This is a genomic window from Sediminitomix flava, assembly GCF_003149185.1.
Lineage (GTDB): Bacteria > Bacteroidota > Bacteroidia > Cytophagales > Flammeovirgaceae > Sediminitomix > Sediminitomix flava.
The window spans coordinates 862873-884973 of sequence record NZ_QGDO01000002.1 but is presented as its reverse complement, the minus strand read 5'-3'; the positions used below and the strand labels follow the sequence as shown (position 1 = coordinate 884973).

Below are 22101 nucleotides of genomic sequence, written 5' to 3'. Positions count from 1 at the left end.
GAGTAACTAAAGTAATCTATGACTATAATAGATTACTTTAGTTTTTCATTGAAAAGAATCAAAACTGATTAGCAACAGTTTTTCGTACTTTCATTTGTACAATCACAATTGCAGTCACAATCGTCTTTACAAACACATTTTCCATCTTTGCACTCACAATCGCAATCGCAATTGCAATCACATTTACAAGCTTGTGAGTTTTGTTCTGTACAGCAATTTGTTTGAGGTTCGCAGCAGTTATATTGTGTGTTCATATCTTGAAGTATTTAGTGTTTTTAATCTCTTTCACTAATAGAGACGAGCTAATTGGAAAAGGACGCAGAATTATGCTAACAATTACATTTTTTTCCTTCTTCGGCTAAACAACAATTCAAGAACATATCCTTTAGTTTTCCCCTAGCTCTTTGTATTCGAGATTTAGTAGCGGTATAAGAAAGTCCCGTTTTTTCAGCATAATCTTTCTGAGATATGTTGCCATAGACGGTCTGTTCTAAAGCATCTCTATCGTTAGGAGGAAGTTGTTGGATAAATGGATTAATGCAATTGACACAGATTTTATTTTCATCTTCAGATTCAGAATCATCATCCCAAATATCTTGGAATTCTTCTGTGTATGTCAGAATGTTCTTCTTTCTGTAGTAATCAATAATGGTATTTCGAGTAAGCTGATAGACCCAACTAGTGAGTTTTTCTTCTTGTTTTAGGCTTCCTGCTTTTAGGTGAATTTTGACAAAAACATCCTGAAGAATATCATTAGCGATTTCTTTATCATTCACCTTCGTAATAATAAAGGCAAATAGTTCTGTTCTGAAGTTATTCCAAATACTAGTCGTGCTCATACATAAATAGACGAAGAAGTTGGGGAAAGACGCATTTAATGAAGAAAATAATCAAGCATTTTTTAATAACTACTTTTTTATAAATGACATATTTACGCTTATTAATGTTCTAAAACTCAGAGATGTTAGGAAATACGTCAATCACCTCTTTTTTTTGTAACATATTTTTTGCGATTAAAGCTTGAGCTTATGATTCTATTTCGACAGCCAACATCTGATAAACAATACAATACTTTTATTTTTTTACTGTTTTTCATCTTTTTACAGCCTTTTCAGGCTATAGCATTTAATGATTGGACTCCAGTAAATATAAATGACTTAAATACAGAAGCAGAACGACTCCAAGCTTCAAAGCCTGATAGTACCATTTTTTTGGCACAAAAAGCACTGAGTTTAATGAACTCTAATGAAAAGCAACAAGCAAAAGCTTTTGCGTTTTGGAATCTTTCTCAAGCATACCTTTACAAGCATGAGTATTATTCGGCTCTTATTTATGGGCAGAAAGGAATCGGTTTATTAAATGAAGAAGATACCAGTAAGCTTCATTTGGATATGTTAGGGACACTTGGTTGGGTGTATTATGATATGGGAAATACATCACAAGCAATTCCGTATCATGAAAAGGCGTTAAACTTGGCAGTCAAGAAACAAGATTTACGTGAGGAAATCACCTATTTGAATGCCTTAGGTTTGGACGCAATGGACGAGGCCGATTATATGATGGCTCTTAATTATTTTCAAAAAGCAGAAAAGAAGCTCTCTTCCGAATCGACATCTTTTAGCTATTTGTTATCAGCTATTTATAATAATCAAGGCATTATTTACTCTACGTTAGAAGATTGGACACAGGCAAAAATATATCTTTTAAAATCGCTAGAGCTAAATACTGGAGGAGCTTCAAGTTTAGTGGAAACCTACACTTATTTGGCTAAAGTAGAAAGAGGACGTAAAGACTTCAAGCAGGCAAAAGTGTATTTGCAAAAGGCAGCGCAATATGTAAAACAAACCAATTATAGTTTTGCCCTCCGAGAGTTTTATGAAGAAAAAATGAGCTTTGAAGAAATTCAAGAGAATTTCAAGGAAGCATTTCTCGCACAGAAAGAGTTTATTGCACTTGACCAGAAAATCAAGAATGGAAATATTCATACTGTAACTAATCACCTGCTCAAATTTCAGCAAAATAAGATTGAACAAGATGAAAAGCTGCTGACGCAAGAAAAGGAAATCAAGCAGATGTATATCCTTTTTAGCATAGCTATTGTGAGTGCGATTATTCTTTTGGCCACTAGCATCACACTAAGGCTAAGACATAGAATGAAGCAAAAAGCCCTAGAGCAACAGCTTTTGAAAGAAAGTTTGAACTCTGCAAATATCAAGAATACGGAACTGTCTGATGAGTTGGTACACAAGTCAAAACTGTTGGAAGATTTGGCACTGACCATTTCTCAGCGTAATGAAATTTTGCAGACTCTTCGAGAAAATATTTCAAATTCGAGATCGGAAGAAATGCGAAAGGTGTGGTTTACACTCACACAAATGGTTGAGCAAGTTGAGAAAATTCCGCAAGCAAAAGTTTCAGCCGAAGTCAGCCAAGATTTCTTGTACCGAATCCATGAACAATTTCCCGATTTGACGGATAAAGAAATTCAACTAATCCTCCAAATCAGAAGCCACTTGAGTTCCAAAGAAATTGCAGAATTGAATAATGTAGAAGTTCGCTCTGTAGAAATGGGACGTTACCGTCTTCGTAAGAAATTAGGCTTGGCAAAAGGGGAAAGTTTAAAAGATTTTATCTTCAATATCTAAAAAAACTTCAAAACCTGTAGAGTTTCACCCCTACATCACTTTATACCTTTTTGAGTTTCTGAAAAATATATTTCAACCTATTGACTTATTTAATGTGTTGTAAATGTGTGTTTAATTATAAGTGTTTGATTTACATTACAAGCTGTATAGTTTGTGTATAGGTGAGTTATTTTTCTTTCAAAATGTAATCTACCACCTTTGAAACATCGGAAGTCAGAAAGGTACCTAAATATCCGAGTAGAGTTTTAGTGTTTGACTAATTAGATGTAGGAGGGTATGCGTCATTTTTTGAAAATATCACTGTTAAGTACCATCTTCTTAATGCTATTTTCTTCATGCGAAGAAGCAAAAGGAAATAAAGAAGAGGAGTTACAATTAAGTAGGAAGAATTATCCTAATGTATTAAACCTAAAGGGTGTGCCAACGGATGCACACACCAATAATGTTTGGGCATTTTCAGACCAAGGAGCATGGCATGCTTTTTCATTACCAGAAGAAAAAGACAAAGCAAATTACGGAAGCTTTATTGGCCCTTATTTGCTAAGACAAGAATTGAGTAATTGGATAGGGAAAAGTCTTTTACAGCTTTCTTTGTTTGATGTAGAAACACAAAAAGAGATTTACCTTAAAGATGCAAAGTTAATCTCGAATACATTTTATCCGGGATTGTTAAAGCAAGAATTGGAAGTCGAGGATTTGAAAGTTGATTTGCAGCTCATCTTTGTAGATGGCAGAAGTGCCTTGACAAAAGCTGTTGTCACTAATCTTTCGAGTACGAAAAAGGTATTGCAGTTAGGTTGGAAAGGAACTGTCTTTGAAGACCAAAATACAATTGAAAGAGAAGCCAATGGACTCTCAGTAAAGATTGCAAAAGAAGAAAATGTAGGCATAACGTTTTCTTTTGAAGGAGAACACATCACGACAGAAGGTGAGCGTTCGTATAAATATTTGAGTAGACAGCAGGAATTACGAGCTCAAACAAACTGGACAGAAAGTGCACTGATTTACTACACGTTTAGCCCTGAAGAGAGAAAAAAAGTATTGGCTGATACACAGCAATATTTCATGGACACAGAGAATTACTTTGTGCAGAATGAAAATAGATGGAATACCTATGTGGCCAAGCTTTTCCAAAAAAATCTGCAAAAAGAAACACTTTTATCTGTTGAAAAGTACGACCGATTAGCAGTTAAAGCACTTGTTACGCTGATGCACAATTGGAGAAGTGAAGCAGGAGGGGTGTATCATCAAGGAATTGTGCCTTCTTATGCTGCTAAGTATTTTCAAGGACTTTGGGCATGGGATTCGTGGAAACATGCCGTAGCTATAGCACCATTTGAACCCGAATTGGCTAAAGATCAGATCAGGGCCATGTTTGATTACCAAGATGAAGAAGGGATGATCGTGGATTGCTTCTACCGAGATGAAGAGATCGAGAAACCAAATTGGAGAAATACAAAAGCACCACTTTCGGCTTGGGCTGTAGAGCAAGTCTATTTAGAAACAGCGGATATTGATTTTGTAAGAGAAATGTATCCGAAGTTGGTGAAGTATCACAATTGGTGGTATGAAAACAGAGATCATGATCAAAATGGTTTGTGTGAATATGGCTCTACCGATGGTACTCGAATAGCAGCAGCTTGGGAAAGTGGAATGGATAATGCCGTTCGTTTTGACCATGCAAAAATAGTAACGAATAAAAATGGAGCTTATTCACTAAATCAAGAGTCTGTCGACCTGAACGCTTATTTGTTTGCTGAGAAACAGCAGTTGTCATTTTTAGCTTCCGAATTAGGCTTGGTTGATGAAGCTAAAGATTTCAAGAGAGGAGCAAGTAAGGTCGCTACAGATGTAAAGAACATGATGTTTGATCAAGAAGATGGGTTCTTCTATGACATTCAATTGGAAGATAAATCTAAGGTTAAGGTGCAAGGTCCAGAAGGTTGGACGGCACTCTGGACACAATTGGCAGAGAAAGAACAAGCAGAGAAAGTAAAAGAAATTATGCTTGATTCGGCAAGATTCTACACTTCCTTGCCTTTCCCAACTTTGAGTGCAGCTCATAAAGATTTCAATCCGCAACGAGGGTACTGGCGAGGACCTGTTTGGCTCGACCAAGCTTACTTTGCCATAGATGGCCTAGCCAAATATGGTTATGTGCAAGAAGCAAAAGAGGCCGCACAGAAATTAGTGGACAATGCAGAAGGCTTGGCAGATACTTCAGTACCAATTCATGAAAACTATCATCCACTAAGTAATAAAGGGCTAAATGCACCACACTTTAGTTGGAGTGCAGCGCATATTTTGATGCTTTTTTAATCAAGAAATCAAACTGTTCATTGATCTAAATAACAGCCATGAATAAAATATTTCTTAGCTTTTTAAGCACCATTCTCTTGGGAATGGGGGGCGGAATTGTACACCCAATTTTTGCCCAAAGTTTACCCGACTGGGAAGATCCTAAAGTCTTTGCCATCAATATGGAAGCACCAAGAGCTATCTTCTATGTCTTTGATAAGGAAGAAGAAGCTTTCAAAAAGGACTGGGAAGCATCGTCGGCCTATCAGTCTTTGAACGGAATGTGGAAATTCAATTGGTCAGTTGCACCAACAAAACGTCCGAAGAATTTCTATAAACCGACTTACAATGTATCGGAATGGGATGAAATAAAAGTACCTGCTAACATTGAGTTACAGGGGTACAGTGCCCCAATTTATACCGATGTTCCTTATCCTTTTGATCCTAATCCTCCATTTGTACCAAAAGATCATAATCCTGTAGGTTCTTACAGAAAGGAATTTACACTTGAAAAATCATGGATGACGGATCGAATTTATATCCATTTTGGAGCCGTAAACTCAGCTATGTATTTGTGGATTAATGGTGAGAAAGTAGGCTATGGAGAAGGAAGTAAAACACCGATGGTTTTCGATATTTCAGACTATGTGAAGGAAGGGAATAATACGCTTGCAGCAGAAGTCTATCGCTTCTCTGATGGAAGTTACCTCGAAGATCAGGACATGTGGAAAATGAGCGGAATAGAAAGAGATGTTTACCTATACAGAAGAGGAAATACTCACATCAGAGACTTCTTTCTAAATGCTTCTTTAGATGATAATTATCAAGATGGAATCTTTGATTTGAACATTGAAATCAGAAATCAATCTGAGCAAAAGAAAGGCAAGTATTCGGTTACGTTCAGCATTTTTGATGAAGCTAAAACACGTTTACTTTCAAAAGAAAAAACAGTAAAAACAAAGAGTGAATATTCGGAAGTTTCTTTTTCTGAAAACCTAAAATTAGTACGTCAGTGGACGGCTGAAACGCCCCATCTTTATACACTTCAACTCACATTGAAAGATGAGAAAGGACAGGTAATCGAATCTTTGAGCAGAGACTTTGGGTTTAGAAGGGTGGAGATCAAAAAACGACAATTGTTGGTCAACGGAAAGCCTGTAACCATAAGAGGTGTAAATCGACATGAGCATTCTAAAGACAACGGAAATGTCATTACGGAAGAAGAAATGATTCGAGATATTGAGTTGATGCAACAATTCAATATCAATGCAGTCCGAGCAAGTCACTATCCTAATTACCCAAAATGGTATGAACTCTGTGACAAATACGGAATGTATGTGGTAGATGAAGCAAATATCGAATCGCATGGTATGGGCTACGGAGAGGAAAGTTTAGCAAAAGATACCTTGTGGATGGATGCACATCTGAATCGTACCATCCGAATGCTTGAGCGAAGTAAAAACCACCCAAGTATTATTGTTTGGTCTTTAGGAAATGAAGCAGGTGATGGGATCAACTTCGTGAAAACTTCAGAATGGTTGAAACAAAGAGACCCTAGCAGACCAGTTCAGTATGAACAAGCTCGTTCAAAAGATCATACCGACATCACCGTTCCGATGTATGCTACAATTGATTGGATGCGAGAATACATAGAAGGAGATTATACCAAGCCTTATATTCTTTGTGAATATGCACATGCCATGGGAAATAGTGTAGGAAATCTGCAAGGCTACTGGGATTTGATAGACAGCGAACCAAGTTTGCAAGGTGGATTTATCTGGGATTGGGCAGATCAAACCTTTGAACAAGTAGATGATGAAGGTAAAACCTATTGGGCATACGGCGGTGATATGGGCTATGTTGGTATTTCAAACGATTCATCTTTTTGTGCCAATGGCTTAGTGACGAGCGGAAGAACGCTGAATCCACATATTTGGGAAGTAAAGAAAGTATATCAACCCTTGAAAGTATTAGCTGCTGATGTAAAAAATGGAAAGTTCAAACTTTGGAATCGATTCAACTTTATTGATAATTCAAACTTTGATCTTGAGTGGGAAATCAAGAATATTGATCAACTGGTAGCAAAAGGAGAAAGTTTAGTATCTGTCTGTGCACAAGATACCGTTGAGTTTCAAGTAGACTTTCCTGATTTAGCCGTAAAAGCAGGAGCTGAATATATCGTCACATTCCGTCTCAAGCTTAAACAAGCACAAGGACTTTTACCAAAAGGATTTGAAATCGGTTGGGATCAATTTATCCTAGAAAGTTATCCGAGAGAAGGTATTAAACAAACGTTTGGAAGGCTTTCTTACGAAGATCGTGAACGAGAAATTCAGATTAGGGGGAAAGATTTTAACCTCACTTTTGACAAGCAAGAAGGGGTTTTGTCGAGCTATCAAATTGATGGCCAAGAATTGATGAAGAAATCGCTTCAAGCTGATTTTTGGAGAGCACCTACAGAAAATGATTTGGCTTGGGGAATGCCCGCTTACGCCAAAAGCATTTGGAAAACAGCAGAACAAGACCCGTTAGAAGTAAAATGGGCAATTGAGGAAATCGCTACAGGGCATTTGAAATTAGTCTGTACACAAGAACTAAAAGTAGGCAGAACCACAACTCAGCATACTTATGATGTGATGGGCAATGGCGATTTGCTTGTCAACTATCATTTGACAGTTGGGGATTCTTTACCCGAAATGCCAAGAGTGGGAATGCAAATGCATCTGGATAGCTCTTTTTCAAATATGACTTGGTATGGAAGAGGGCCAATTGAAAGTTATGCTGACCGAAAGTCGGGAGCTGCACTTGGTTTGTATTCAAGTACGGTGTGGGAACAGTATTTCCCATATGTAAGACCTCAAGAAAATGCTCAGAAAACAGATGTACGTTGGTTGACATTGACAGATGAGAAAGGCAAAGGTATACTGGTTGTCGCTGAAGAAATGCCATTGAGTATGACAGCTCATCAGTTTGATACAGATCGTTTGGAGCACCGAGGAATGGAAACTATGGCGCATGGAACAGATATCGTTCCTGAAGATTTGATTTCACTTAACATTGATTACAAACAGATGGGAATAGGCGGTGACACAAGCTGGGGATGGAGAGCTAAAGCACACCCTGAATATCTTTTACCATCAGCTAAAAAATATGAGTACAGCTTCAGAATAAGTCCTTTGAGGAAGACAAGTGAACTCAACGATAAGCTCCGATACCAGTACCATTTTGGTGATAAACTAGAGTAGAAAATGGAAACCTTAGCATTATTAGGATTAGGAGTCATCATCGGAGTTTTACTTAGAAATAAAGGTAGACTAGCTGATTTGACAGAGAAAGCGACTACGGTTATGATTTGGATACTCTTGTTTTTTTTGGGAGTATCCGTAGGAACCAATGAAGAAGTTTTAAACAACTTAACCGATTTGGGAGGACAAGCATTATTACTGACTTTGGGCGGAATTGGAGGAAGTATTTTTTGCTCATACTTTATCTATAAGCTGTTTTATCTAAAGAAATAGAAGATGAAAGGGACGCTTTTAATACTCCTCTTTTTTGTAGCAGGTTGCACTTTATCCGTTTTCGGATTTATCCCTACAGTATTGGTTGAAAATGACTTTAGCACCTATGCACTTTACATCCTAATGTTTTTAGTAGGCATTGGAATTGGCATAGATAAAAGAGCTATTAAGATGTTGAAAGGGGCTAACCTCGGTTTGTTTTTGGTTCCTCTTTCAGTCGGGATTGGAAGTATAATCGGAGCGGCACTAATCAACTTAGCTATAGGGCAAGGTTTTAAAGAAGGAATGGCCGTAGGTGCAGGTTTTGGTTATTATAGCCTGTCTAGTATTTATATCACAGAATTGCATGGAGAGGCTTTAGGGGTAGTTGCTTTGCTTTCTAACATTATGAGAGAGTTGTTGACATTACTAATCACTCCACTTCTAGTAAAGTTTACAGGCAATCTATCACCGATCGCATCGGCAGGAGCAACTTCTATGGATACGACCTTACCTGTCATCAGTCAGTATTCGGGGAAAGATTATGTAGTTGTTGCCTTGTTCAACGGGATATTGCTCACCATAGCAGTACCACTGCTGATCCCCTTTATTTTGAATTAAAAACACATCAAATATTTTTTTAGAATAAACATGATCAACACAAGACAAGAGAGAAAAATTAAAGACTGAAAACACACTTTCTGTTTGAAGAAAGAAACACTAAATCAAGGTGTTTTAAACACCACCAATCAATAAACAAATACACTTTTCTAAAGTAACTATTTAAATTTTTTGGATATGAGGAATTACAATTTTCCATGCTTGGACATGAGTCGTAAGGCTTTTTCGTCCTCAGTATTTATGATACTATTGATATCCATTTTCTCCTTACAAAATATATATGCACAATCTGTAAAGACACTTACAGGTAGTGTAATAGATGATAGCGGAGAAGGAGTTCCTGGAGCAAATATTTCTGTGAAAGGAACAAGCAAAGGAACGATTACAGATTTCAATGGAAAGTATAAGTTGGAATTGCCCACGGAAGAGGTCGTTCTTGTCTTTTCTTATGTAGGTTTAGAGACACAGGAAATCATACTTCCTGCCCAACAAACCGTCTTGGATGTGAACCTGCGACCGGATGCGGAAGAATTGGATGAGATTGTAGTTGTGGGCTATGGTATTCAGAAGAAGAGTGATCTTTCGAGTGCTGTAAGTACTGTAAAAGCAGCAGATGCCAATAAAATTGCAGCCACATCTCCAGCTCAAATGCTTCAAGGGCGTACTTCTGGGGTTTCAGTTATCAATTCGGGTTCTCCGGGAAGTGCACCTTATATTAAAATCAGAGGGATGAGTTCTTTTGGTAATGTGCAACCACTTTTTGTGATCGATGGTATTCCGGGTGGAGATATCAGTATGATTCCGCCAGATGATATTGAGTCTTTTGAAATCTTGAAAGATGGTGCTGCAGCCGCAATTTACGGTTCTTTGGCAGCCAACGGAGTGGTGTTGGTTACTACAAAATCGGGTAAGAAAGATCAACCGATGAAAATTGATGTGACCATGTATGCCGGTATCCAAGAAGATATGAATCGTCTAAATATGGCAGATGCAAATCAATGGTATTCGATCAAAGAACAGACTTACAATAACTCAATGGCAGAAGGTACAATTTCTTCATTGCCTTTATACTTACAGCCGAATTCTGGTTTTAATCTAGAAAATTATGCAAATACAGATTGGCAAGATGCTACTATGAGTTCAGCCACCATCCAAAATTATTCTGTAGGCTTGTCGGGAGGTTCTAAGTTTTCTAACTATAACCTGTCTGTGAACTACCTCAGTCAAGATGGTGTGATAGACAATTCTGGAACGGAGAGATTCAACTTCAGATATAAGTCTACTTTTGAGAAAGGAAACTTGAAAGTAACACCAAATGTCGCTTATTCTCGTCAGACTTGGGAAACAAATACCATGAGCATGTCTAACATGCAACGCTCTTTGGCACTTGTACCAATTTATGACGAAACAAAGGAAAGTGGTTATGGCTATATTGATGAATACGACATTCGTAGTGGAGCCAATCCTGTGGGGCAATCAGAACTGATCAATAACGAATCTGCAAAAGATCAATTGATCGCCAATATCGGTCTTCAATATCAAATTTTAGATAATCTGATTGCATCGGGTAATGTAGGATATACCAAGTCATTTTATCAACAACGTTATTATTACCCAGAGTATAAATTGGCAACAGATACACAACGCCAAAATCCATATTTACAAGAATACAGAGCAGAGTGGAGTGATTTGAATTACGATTTCACATTAACCTATTCAAATACTTTTGCTGACAAGCATTCCCTTTCTGTAATGGGAGGTATTGTAGGTTATGAGTACGACTATGCAAATGTAGATATGAATGTGACAGGCGGATTTATGTTCCCAGATTTTGGAGGTTTAGATCCATCTTTAGGAGCGGCACAGTCAGGTGATTTCATTGGTACTGGTGGTTTCCAAAGAGTAACTCGTTTTGGTTTGATGAGTCGTGTAAACTACAGCTATGATGATCGTTATTTGGTACAAGCAACAATTAGAAGAGATGCTTCTTCAAAGTTTGGCAGCGAAAACCGCTGGGGGAACTTCCCGTCTGTATCAGCTGCTTGGAAATTACATAACGAAGAGTTTTTCACAGGAATGAGCGATGTATTCTCAGAATTAAAACTTAGAGCATCTTATGGTATTCTTGGTAGAGAAACAGCCTTGAGTGCATATGACCGTCAAGCATTGGTAGAGAGTGGTTATTGGTATGTATGGGGCAATAAGCCTGTCGGAGGAATTGGAACACCAGGAATGGCAAACTCACAACTGAAGTGGGAAGAATCAAAAACATTGAATATAGGTGCTGACTTTGGTCTTTTTGCAGACAGAGTTTACGGTACAATCAACTATTATCAAAATGACTCGGAATCATTACTTTTGGAAGATCCGAATACACCACCATCATCTGGCGTAGATGCACCAATGGTCAACTTAGGAATGATGTCTAACAGAGGTCTAGAATTGGAACTAGGTTACAGAGGAAGTATTGGAGAGTTGAAGTATGATTTAAGTGCAAATATGACAACCTTGAAAAACGAAGTAGTTTCTTTAGGGGATAGAGATGGAGCATTGTACGGAGATGAAATCTATGGAACAGGAGCAGCACAAACCATTTCGATGGTTGGAGAATCAGCGAGTCAGTTCTATATGATGAAAACCAACGGAATCTTTCAATCTCAAGAACAGATTGACCGCTATGTGGATAGCGAAGGCAATAAGATTCAGCCAAATGCAAAACCTGGAGATGTCATTTATGTAGATGTAAACGGTGACGGACAGATTGATTCTGATGATAGAACGGTTGTAGGTTCTCCACTTCCAACCTTAGAATATGGATTAAACCTAAATCTTTCATACAAGCAATTTGATCTTTCTTTATTCTTCCAAGGGGTAACAGGAAATGAAATTCTAAACGTAACGGCTTTCAATACTGCTCAGCCAAATACAAACTTCAATATGAGTGCTGACCTTTTGAATGCTTGGACACCAGAAAATACCAATACGGACATTCCTCGAAATGTAGTTGTAGATAATAACGGAAACTATATGATGTCTGACCGATTCTTGGAAGATGGTTCATATTTCCGTCTGAAAAACCTTCAATTTGGTTACACTTTGCCACAAAGTATGTGTGAACGTTTGAAGCTTCAAAAATTGAGAGCTTATATCAATGCTGACAATGTCTTCACACTGACAGGATATTCTGGTTATGACCCAGAAGTAATTCCTTCTAGTGCACTTACACAAGGTGTTGACTATGGTTCGTACCCTATGTTCCGCACCTTCACAGCAGGTATTCAAGTATCCTTCTAATCCAATCCAAAATTTAATGTTATGAAAAGATTCATCCATATAATAAGCGCGATGCTTTTGGTCATTGGTTTTACATCTTGTGAAGACTACTTGACTGAAGAATCCCCAGATCAACCTACTTCCGATCAGATTTGGGTAAGTTATGAAGCGGTAGAACAATACCTAGCCACTACTTATTCATACATCTCAACGACAGGCTGGACATACCATGAATATTTCTATTTGCCAGAAAATTTCCGATCAGATGACATTCATCCAGAAAGCGGAACAACTGATTGGGGCTATCTGCAACGAATAGTGAATTTCTCAAATACAGCCAGTGAAGGCGTTCCTGCCTACATGTGGAACCGATGGTATGTGGGTATCAAAATGGCAAATGATATCATTGAGAATGTTCCAACTATGGATATGCTTTCTGAAAATGAGCAAAATGAACTTATAGCAGAAGCGAAGTTCTTGAGAGCATTTTATCATTTCAATTTGAAGAGAAATTTCCATGATATCATTTTGAGAGTGAGTGTTCCTAAAAGCCCAGAAGAATTGTCTCAAGCTTTAGCGACAGAAGATGAAGTTTACACTCAAATAGAAGAAGATTTTTCGTTTGCCGCAGCGCATTTGCCCCAATCTTGGGCTTCTCAATATTGGGGCAGGGCAACCGCAAATGCCGCCTTTGCTTTCTTAGGAAAAGCACATTTATATCAAGCTGATTGGAGTGAAGCAAATAAGGCTTTTGAGCAAATTTCAGGACATGCATTGGTTAGAGGTACTGCTTACCGTTCTATGTTTGATGGTACAGCAGAGGTAAATGAAGAAGTTATTTTCTCAAGAGGGTATACAGAAGAGCAAATTGATGCTTTGGACATTTACCATCAATTGGGCGTAGCTATGGCTCCTCAAGGTTATAATGGTGGCTGGAATATGGCAAGCATTTCAGATTATTGTGCGAGCACTTTTGAGGATGGCGATATCCGTAAAGCGGCTTCAATTTTGGAGCATGGGCAAGAGTTTGATGGGACAATTGTAGACTTCCCAAATCCAGATTTTAAGATGAGTCTGAAATATGTTGAGTCGATCAACGCCATTTCAACCAACAGAAGTGTGGTAGATTTAATCTTGATGCGTTATGCTGATGTATTGCTTATGCAGGCTGAAGCATTGAATGAAATGGGGCAAGATACACAGGCGTTGACTTTCTTAAATCAAGTGAGAAATCGAGCGAATTTGTCATCTGTGAGTTTGACTGGCGATGAGTTGAGAACTGAAATCCGCAAGCAACGCATGTTGGAGCTTGTAAGTGAAGGACAGCGTTTCTATGACTTGGCTCGTTGGGGAATCACGAAGCAACAGCTAGTCGCATCGGGAAATCCTTATGCTGAAAAATTTGAGGACAAACACAATTATTTCCCAATCCCACTAGAGGAAGCGCAAAGAAACAAATATGTTGATCCAACGCCAGGATTCTAATGTTTGAGTGGATAATGAGGGCTGAACTAGCCCTCATTTATCAAATTACTTTAAGTGCTTTTTGAAATAACTTCTAAATACTTTTTTATGAAATCAGTCTTTCAATATATCCCTCTAGGACTTCTTTTTAGCCTACTAATTGGTTTACTGAGTTCTTGTGAGGAAAAAAGTGCAGATTATGGTATTGCACCGTCTACACTTGTTTTTGAGTCAACTTCTGAAAATATTCTTTTTACAGAAGAGAACCCCGAAGAAAGTATCACAGTAACTACCTTGCTTTCGCTCAAAAATCAGCAAAATACAATCAGTGATATTGCTTTGGATGTAGAGCTTAGCAATTTGTTAGATACCGATGTAACCGTGAGTCCAACCGTAGTGTCATAGTCTAAAGAACAACCACAAGTTGAAGTAATGATTACGGTTTCTTCTTCAAATTTGAATAAAGGAGATGTCGGTTCTGTCATGCTGAATATCCCAACGGGTGTTGGTTACAACGTAGCAAACAGCGTTTGTGAAGTAAAAGTGAGAAGAGAAGGAGTCGTATTTATTCCAAGTGAATGGCTTGGAGACTATACAGCCGTAGAGAATGAGTCTAATGAGTATGACATGTCTATAGTCCAAGAAGGAGAGCAATACTTTATTCAAAACCTATGGAATAATGCTGAAGATGGTGCTCACCTTGTAGAAATCGTATTTGAAGGATCGTCGGTATATATCCCTGGCGGACAGCTAGTCTCTGATTGGCAAGACCATAGAACAAAAGAGAATATTCCTGTGGCTCTAGACGCAAATGATAAAAGTATTGCATTTAACCTACTTTTAGTAAACAGTTCCAATGAAGATTATGGCAATTTGGAAACTGTAGCTACAATGGATGCCAATAGTCTTGCCCCAGAAGCTTGGTTGGGAACTTACTTTGTATCAGAAGTTGTGAATGGAGAAACAGGAGAAACTTCTGAATATGAAGTGAAAATAGTGAAGGAAGGAAATCAGTTCTTCATCGAGAATATGTGGAATAACATCTGGGATGGAGCACACCTTGTTGAAATCATTTTTGATGGAGATATGGCCGTAATCCCTGCGGGGCAATTGGTTTCTGACTGGCAAGATCACGCAACAAAAGAAGACTTGGAAGTCACTTTGACCTGCGATGGGATGATATTAGAATTCACTCTTTTATTAGAAAACAGTAGCGGAGTAGCCTATCAGCCATTACCGACTACATACACCAAAAAATGTGATTGCCCTGCTGAAAATTAAAATGTCAGATAAATGATCTGAAAGGCTGATTCAATTTTGAATTGGCCTTTTCTTTTGCCCTAAAAGTTTTCACTATTCGTAGAGTTAAGCAAAGTTATTTACGAATTCATCAATGAATATTAAAGGCGAGTTCTTCGGTATCGAAATAAATCTAGTTTTAAATGAGTCTTCAGACTCTTTCTTTCATTATTAAGTTTGAAGATTGCTTCGCTAACTCTTCAAACAGTGTTTATTGTTATTACCTGACTTTCAAAATTACCACAAGATTAACCTTGAAAGGAATTAAGAAACTAGTTCTTAATTCTCAGTGAAAATCATCAAACTTTAGCCTTTTCTTTTTGAACAAAATAGTTCCTAATCTAAACATGTATTAGGTCTTATTAGAAGCTATTCAGTCTTGTTGGGAATCTTTAAACGGCATAAGTGTTACCTTTTTAGCTTGTAGAATCTCGAATTAAAATCAATTCATAGATGAAAAAGAATGTATTGTCTTTATTGGGCTTATTTGTTTTAGGCTTGTTTGCGCAACCTTCAGCATTGGCTTGTACGAGTATCATGGTAACAAAAGGAGCTACAAAAGATGGTTCCAATATGATTACCTATGCCGCCGATTCACATGTATTGTTTGGAGAATTGTATTTCTATCCTGCAATGACTTATCCTGAAGGTACAATGCTGGACGTGATTGATTGGGATACAGGAAAGCCCCTTGGTCAAATTCCTCAAGTAGCGCAGACTTATTCTGTGGTAGGGAATATGAACGAACATCAGCTTGCAATTACAGAATCTACTTTTGGAGGAAGAAAGGAGTGCCAAGGACAAAATGATGGAATCATAGACTATGGTAGCTTGATCTACATTACTTTACAACGTGCAAAAACAGCTCGTGAAGCAATCACGATTATGGGTGAATTGGTGAATACCTACGGTTATTACAGTTCGGGTGAGTCTTTCTCAATTTCTGATAAAAATGAAGTGTGGTACATGGAATTGATTGGGAAAGGTGAAGGAGAAAAAGGTGCTGTTTGGGTAGCTCGTAGAGTACCAAATGGATATGTAGCAGCTCATGCCAACCAAGCTAGAATTGGTAAATTTCCTCAAGATGATAAAGAGAATTGTTTGTACTCAGCTGATGTAATTGAGTTTGCAAAAAACAAAGGATGGTACAAAGGAAAAGATAAAGATTTTGATTTTGCAGAGGTGTATGCCCCTGTGGACTTTGGTGGTGCTCGTTTCTGTGATGCTCGTGTATGGTCAATTTATAACCGTCTGACAGATGGAATGGATAAGTTTACAGCTTACGCAGAAGGGAAATTGGAGAAGGACGAAGCAACAGGTTTTACGACAAATAAACTACCATTGTGGGTGAAGCCATCTAAAAAGCTATCGGTTCAAGATGTAATGGAGCTAATGCGTGATCACTACGAAGGAACACCATTGGACATGACACAAGATGCAGGGGCAGGAGCCTTTGATTTGCCGTACCGTTGGAGAGGTTTGACTTGGGAATATGAAGGAAAAGAGTATTTCAATGAAAGAGCAATTTCTACACAACAGACAGGTTTTTCTTTGGTTGCTCAATCAAGAGCTTCTTTACCAGACCCTATTGGCGGAATACTGTGGTTTGGAGTAGACGATACTTATTCTACTGTTTATACACCAATGTACTGTGGTATGACAGAAGTGCCAGAAACTTTTGAGGTAGGAAATGGTGATATGCTTACTTATTCGGAAACTTCTGCATTCTGGATTTTTAATACGGTTTCAAACTTTGCTTATCTACGTTATTCGGATATGATTCAAGACATCCGTGAGAAGCAAAAAGAACTTGAAACTAAGTTCGTAGATTATACGGCTATGATTGACAAATCGGCAAGTGAAATGTTTGAAGAATCTCCAGAAAAAGCGAGAGCATTTGTAACGGATTTCTCAGTGACGACAGCCAATAAAATGGTTATGGATTGGAAGAAATTTGGTCAGCAGCTCATCGTAAAATACATGGATGGAAACGTGAAGAAACAAACTGAAAAAGGTCAGTTTGAACGAAGTGAATATGGGCAATGCCCTTCCCCTAACTTCCCGGGATATAGCGAACAATGGAAGAAACAAGTAGTGGAAGACACTGAAGATCGATTGGAAGTGAAAGAATAACCTTTAGGGTTTATCTATAACTAAAAATGAGTCATCCCGAATTAATGATTTGGGATGACTCATGTTTTTATTCAGTGTAAGTTCAGTTTATTAATTTTTTAGCTGATCGAATTTGTAAGTGAAGTTTAGGCTAAGTCTTCTACCGATCCACCAAGATTCTGACTCATAAAGAAATCCTTCTCCCTCAGCACTCAGAATTCTTCTGCGTGAATCCAACATATTGATAGCTCTGAACGAAATATTCGCTCTATCTTTCATGATATCTTTGCTAATTGCTAGATCGGCGTAATGATTTGCGTACGAAGTGTATTGTGCATTTACGCTTTTTCCTTGGTAATTGAAACTTCCTTGAATCGTGAATTTCTTCGGTAATTTGAAGCGGTTATTGATACGTGCTGTCCAAGTTTGGTTATCCGCATCATATCTTTTTCCTTCTAACTGCCCACGTTGTTTGAATTTGTAGAAGTTGAAATCACCCGAAAGTCTCCACCATTTAAAAGGATTGTAAGTAGTTGAAAGCTCAAGACCTAAACGTTGTTCTATTCCTAGGTTGACTAAAGTTGTGATTAAGTAGCCTTCTTCATCTGGAGAAACGATAAATTGGAAAAAGTCAGAAGTTTCTTGGAAATAAACCGATGGATTGACTGTGAATTTGTCTGAGGTTTTAAGAATTTCAAATTCAAAAGCATCTGTGAAATTCGGATTCAAATCAGGGTTCCCTCTGAACTGATCACGTACATCTGAAAAACCACCAAATGGATTCAGTTGCCAGAACTGAGGTCTGCTGATTCTTCTGCTATAACTCAACTGAAGTTTATCTTTCTCATTGAGTTGGTAGTTGAAGTGTACAGTAGGGAAGAAATTATAATAGTCTTTAGGTAAATTAAGTTCATTGATTCGGTCTGTAATTCGGATGCTTGAATGTTCCATTCTAAGTCCGAATAAATAATTCAGTTTCCCGAACTTATTGCCGTATTGAGCATAAGCTGCCGAGATTGTCTCTTCATACAACATTTTGTTATCAAAATTGCCCAAAGTAACGAACTGACCATCTAACTCCTCTTTTACATAATAGTCAGAAGTAATGTCTCTGGTCTGAAAACGAAGACCTGCTTCAATTCGTTGATCTTTTGAAATCGGAAATACAAGATCAGATTGAATGGTTAGATCATCGGAAGCTTCGTAGTTTCGGGTATTGAATGCTTGGTAATTATCAGAAGTAGGGAAGCTTTGTTTGTAACTGATGTCTTCTAATTCTTCGTTGTACCACCAATCATAATTGACATCTACCGTAAGTTTTTGTCCTTCTTTACTGAATAGCTTTGTATATGTCAGATTAGCTTCTTTGTAATCCATTGGTTCGAAGTAGTCGATTTCACGGATTTCAGTTCTTTCTATATTTTTCGCTTCATCCAAATAGTTATAAGTGATGGTCGTGAAGTCATCATTATCCATTTGATAGCGAGAAATAGAAAAGTTGATGGTGTTTTTATCATTGATGAAATATTCAGCACCTACCCGATAATTGTGTGCATTATCATTTCGTTGCTGATCATTCATTTGATCAATGTAAAGTGTAGTTGGTTGAAAAATGGTTTGAGAAGATTCAGAACCACCAAAGAAGTTGGAGTAACGGTAACCTAAAGTTGAAAAGACATTGAACTTCTCTGATTTGTAATTCAAGTTTAGAGAAGCCGTATGTTGGTCGGGAATTCCTGTTCCTAATTGTATAGAACCGTTAAAGCCTGATTTTCTATTTTTCTTCAAAATGATGTTGATAATTCCTGCCGTTCCTTGTGCTTCATATCGGGCAGAAGGGTTGGTAATGACTTCAATTTTTTCAATACTTTCAGAAGGAATTTGTTCAAGCCCATTGTTGAGTGTAATGATAGAAGGTTTGCCGTTAATTAGTATTTGGACATTGTTATTGCCTCTGAGGGATATTCCACCTGCTGCGTCAACAGTTACAGATGGTACGTTATCCAAAATATCATTAGCTGTTCCTCCTTTTGAGAGTAAGTCTTTACCGACATTGAAAACCTTTTTATCCAATTTGTACTCCACACTTGTTTTCTCTGCTGTGACTTCAACCTCATTGAGCGTGTGTAAATCTTCCTCAAGGAAAACGGTTGGTAAGTTGCTGTCTTTTAATAATTCGAAGTTAGGATTTTCATAAGCTTTAAATCCCATAAACTCTACTTTTAATAGGTAACTCCCTGTAGTAGTTGTAATTGAGAATCTACCATTTTCGTCTGTGAGAGCTCCAGTAAGTTGAGTAGAATCCGTTTTGTGTTGTAAGCTTACGGTTGCATAGCTTAACGCTTGGCCTGTTTTTTTATCTTTTATAAGACCTGTGAGAGATACTTTTTGTGTAGCTACATTTTGCCCATAGGATGTCAGGCAAACCATAATTGAAATGGCTAGTAATAGTTGTTTCATAAGATTATAATGTCCCTAAATCGCTTTAGAGATTATTTAAATTTGACACGAATTGGTTGCTGCTAGTTGCAGCTTAGTTTTTAGTATACACTGAATAATAGCTCACAATTTAAGAGAAAAATATGAAAATGTTTAATAATCTTAAAAAACATAAGGTTTAGCGTTTATTTCAAGAATATCACATTTTAGCGATAAATATTTTGATTCTGTGAACACTTGTAGTGAAATGATTTCGTTTATTATTTAATTATCTTCTTGAAATATAGTCAGATAACATATGGTTAATATAATATTCGTATATTTGCGCTACTTTCTAGTCATAGATTTTTTAAATAATGTTTATTAATAGTGTAATGCTTAAGAAATTATTATTTCTGTTAGGCCTGTGTCTATTGCCCTTGCTGACTTATTCACAAGCTTACGAGTTTAAGCGTTTGCCTCAAGGCGTGAACTCGATTTTTACAGAATACGCACCAACCTTAAGTGCCAACGGGAAAACAATGATTTTTCAGAGTGATAGGGATGAAGGGAAGTGGAAATTATTTGAAACCAAGTATGAAGACGGAAATTGGACAAGCCCTATTCCTATTGAAGCAGCAAATGCTTTAGTAAAGGATGGAGGTCTGATTGGAGGTCCTTCGATTACCTATGATGGTAACTATCTTTATTTCTTTGCGGCAGCCGAAGGCGGAATGGGTGCAGGAGATATTTATTATTGTGAACGTACAGAGTCAGGTTGGAGTGAACCTTTTAATGTAGGAGAACCAGTCAATAGTGACAGTGAAGATACCTTCCCTTCGGTATCGGCAGATGGAAACCAATTGTACTTTGTTCGTTTAGATACAGTGGTAAAAGAGAATGGTTCTGTTTGTTATGATATCATGGAGTCACACAAACAAGAAGATGGAAGTTGGGGTGAACCTCGCCCGCTACCAACTCAAATCAATATGGATTGTGAAAAAGCTCCTCGTATTATGTCAGATGGTAAAACGCTAATCTTCTCATCTAAAAGAGCTGGAGGTAAAGGCGGTTACGATTTATATATTTCTAAAAGAAATTCGGCAGGGGAGTGGTCAGATCCTCAAAACTTGTCTTTTGCAAATACACCAAGAGACGATCAGTTCTCTTCAGTATCGGCAAATGGTGACTTGCTTTTCTTCATTTTTGGAGAACCACATTCTGAAGAGATCATGGAGGAGCAAGAAGGGCTTCTGAAATGGAACTATGACATTTATCAAGCGGTAATCCCTGAAGAACACAGACAATACAAAAACATTACGATTCAAGGGTATTTCAGAGATACGAATGGTAATCCTGTGATTGGTGGTCTGAAAGTGCAAGATGCAGAAACTACAGAGTTCATCTTTGAGCAAGAGTGTAGTGAAGATGGTTGGTACTCATTGGTACTTACTGAGGGTAAGAATTATGAGATCAATGCCACAGCAAACGGTTTTTCAGATTATACATTCTATTATGACTTGAGAGACTTGAAGCAGTATCAAGAGATTGGGAAAGATATAGAGCTTTTTGCTACAGCAAATCTCCAATTGAATCTTTATGATAAAGAAATTTTGGAGCAGATTGATGCAAATCTTTTGGTGCGTGATGCTGAGACCATGGAGGAAATTGCTACTTTCTCAAAGTTGCATAAAGTAGAAAATAATATTTTGAGTCTTCCTTTAGGTAAGAAATACCACTTTACAGCTTTTAAAGAAGGTTTTGATTCAGCTTATTTTACTTTTGATTTGACTTCAACAGTAAAGTATCATGACTTTGAATATGATTTGGAACTACCTCCGATAATGGAAGAGTTTGAGTTCAATATTGCAGATGTCGAATCTGGAGGAGAAGTAGATGCAAACATTGTAATTACCAACAAAGAAACTGGTGAAGTGATTGAGATCAGTGCTGAAGAAGGAAAAGACGGTAAGTATAAAACGAATCTTCGTAAAGGCGGTAAATATAATGTTGAGGTAAGAAGTCCGAAAGGTTATTCATTCTTCTCAACCAAGTTTGATACTAAAAAGAAAAACAAAAAGCTAGATGTGAGTTTGCATGCTTTGAAAGCAAATACGAAACTTCCATTGAAAGACATTCTTTTTGAGTCAAATTCAGCTGAACTTGTAGAAAGTTCATACAAAGAGTTGAAGCGTTTGGTGAAAATGATGAAGGATAACCCAAATATTGTGGTTGAGCTTGCTGCACATACCGATGATGTAGGTAAGGATGATTACAATTTGGAGCTTTCACAAGATAGAGCCTTAAGTGCGGCGGCATACGTGAGTACCTTCGGTATTCAAGGTGACCGCATTGTGCCTAGAGGATATGGCGAAAGCCAACCTGCGGTAGAAAACGATACGGAAGAAAATCGTGCATTGAACCGTAGAGTTGAGATGAAAGTACTATCTATTATCAACTAATTTTTTTGAACC

General features: G+C 37.6%; 13 protein-coding genes. 11 read left to right on the top strand and 2 right to left on the bottom strand.

From position 1 onward, the window contains the following. Nucleotides 1-329 precede the first annotated feature (329 nt). Nucleotides 330-839: an RNA polymerase sigma factor SigZ gene (gene sigZ, locus BC781_RS10725; RefSeq protein WP_109617424.1), complete on the bottom strand. Its 510-nt coding sequence runs from the start codon at nucleotides 837-839 to the stop codon at nucleotides 330-332. 189 nt (nucleotides 840-1028) lie between these two features. Here sigZ and BC781_RS10720 point away from each other — a divergent pair, with 189 nt between their 5' ends. The 10 genes from BC781_RS10720 (at nucleotide 1029) to BC781_RS10675 (ending at nucleotide 17230) form a co-directional block, all read left to right on the top strand. Beyond that, nucleotides 1029-2645 carry a tetratricopeptide repeat protein gene (locus tag BC781_RS10720; protein ID WP_109617422.1) on the top strand — a complete coding sequence of 539 codons (1617 nt, stop codon included), beginning with the start codon at nucleotides 1029-1031 and terminating at the stop codon, nucleotides 2643-2645. Nucleotides 2646-2966: 321 nt separating this feature from the next. After that, on the top strand, nucleotides 2967-4964 hold the full coding sequence (locus tag BC781_RS10715) for an MGH1-like glycoside hydrolase domain-containing protein (RefSeq protein ID WP_158281443.1): 1998 nt from the start codon (nucleotides 2967-2969) through the stop codon (nucleotides 4962-4964). Between the two features lie 38 nt (nucleotides 4965-5002). Then, nucleotides 5003-8188, top strand: coding sequence for a glycoside hydrolase family 2 TIM barrel-domain containing protein (locus BC781_RS10710; RefSeq protein WP_109617418.1), 3186 nt, complete (start codon nucleotides 5003-5005; stop codon nucleotides 8186-8188). A gap of 3 nt (nucleotides 8189-8191) precedes the next feature. After that, entirely contained in the window at nucleotides 8192-8461 is a 270-nt protein-coding gene (locus BC781_RS10705; protein ID WP_109617415.1) for a LysO family transporter, read from the top strand. A gap of 3 nt (nucleotides 8462-8464) precedes the next feature. After that, nucleotides 8465-9061, top strand: a complete 597-nt coding sequence (locus BC781_RS10700; RefSeq protein WP_109617413.1) for a lysine exporter LysO family protein — start codon at nucleotides 8465-8467, stop codon at nucleotides 9059-9061. 240 nt (nucleotides 9062-9301) lie between these two features. Then, nucleotides 9302-12355 (top strand): SusC/RagA family TonB-linked outer membrane protein, encoded by a 3054-nt coding sequence (locus BC781_RS10695; RefSeq protein ID WP_158281442.1) that lies wholly within the window; start codon nucleotides 9302-9304, stop codon nucleotides 12353-12355. A gap of 21 nt (nucleotides 12356-12376) precedes the next feature. Next, entirely contained in the window at nucleotides 12377-13819 is a 1443-nt protein-coding gene (locus BC781_RS10690) for a RagB/SusD family nutrient uptake outer membrane protein (protein ID WP_109617409.1), read from the top strand. Nucleotides 13820-13906: 87 nt separating this feature from the next. After that, nucleotides 13907-14203, top strand: a complete 297-nt coding sequence (locus BC781_RS10685) for a hypothetical protein (RefSeq protein ID WP_109617407.1) — start codon at nucleotides 13907-13909, stop codon at nucleotides 14201-14203. Nucleotides 14204-14230: 27 nt separating this feature from the next. After that, on the top strand, nucleotides 14231-15079 hold the full coding sequence (locus BC781_RS10680; protein ID WP_109617405.1) for a hypothetical protein: 849 nt from the start codon (nucleotides 14231-14233) through the stop codon (nucleotides 15077-15079). Between the two features lie 471 nt (nucleotides 15080-15550). Next, entirely contained in the window at nucleotides 15551-17230 is a 1680-nt protein-coding gene (locus tag BC781_RS10675; protein ID WP_109617403.1) for a dipeptidase, read from the top strand. A 90-nt stretch (nucleotides 17231-17320) separates the two neighbouring features. Here the strand turns inward: BC781_RS10675 and BC781_RS10670 are convergent, their stop codons facing one another. Continuing rightward, nucleotides 17321-19669: an outer membrane beta-barrel family protein gene (locus BC781_RS10670; protein ID WP_109617401.1), complete on the bottom strand. Its 2349-nt coding sequence runs from the start codon at nucleotides 19667-19669 to the stop codon at nucleotides 17321-17323. A 335-nt stretch (nucleotides 19670-20004) separates the two neighbouring features. On the opposite strand from BC781_RS10670, the gene BC781_RS10665 reads away from it, so the two are divergent. Further along, on the top strand, nucleotides 20005-22089 hold the full coding sequence (locus tag BC781_RS10665; RefSeq protein ID WP_109617399.1) for an OmpA family protein: 2085 nt from the start codon (nucleotides 20005-20007) through the stop codon (nucleotides 22087-22089). Nucleotides 22090-22101: the final 12 nt, after the last annotated feature.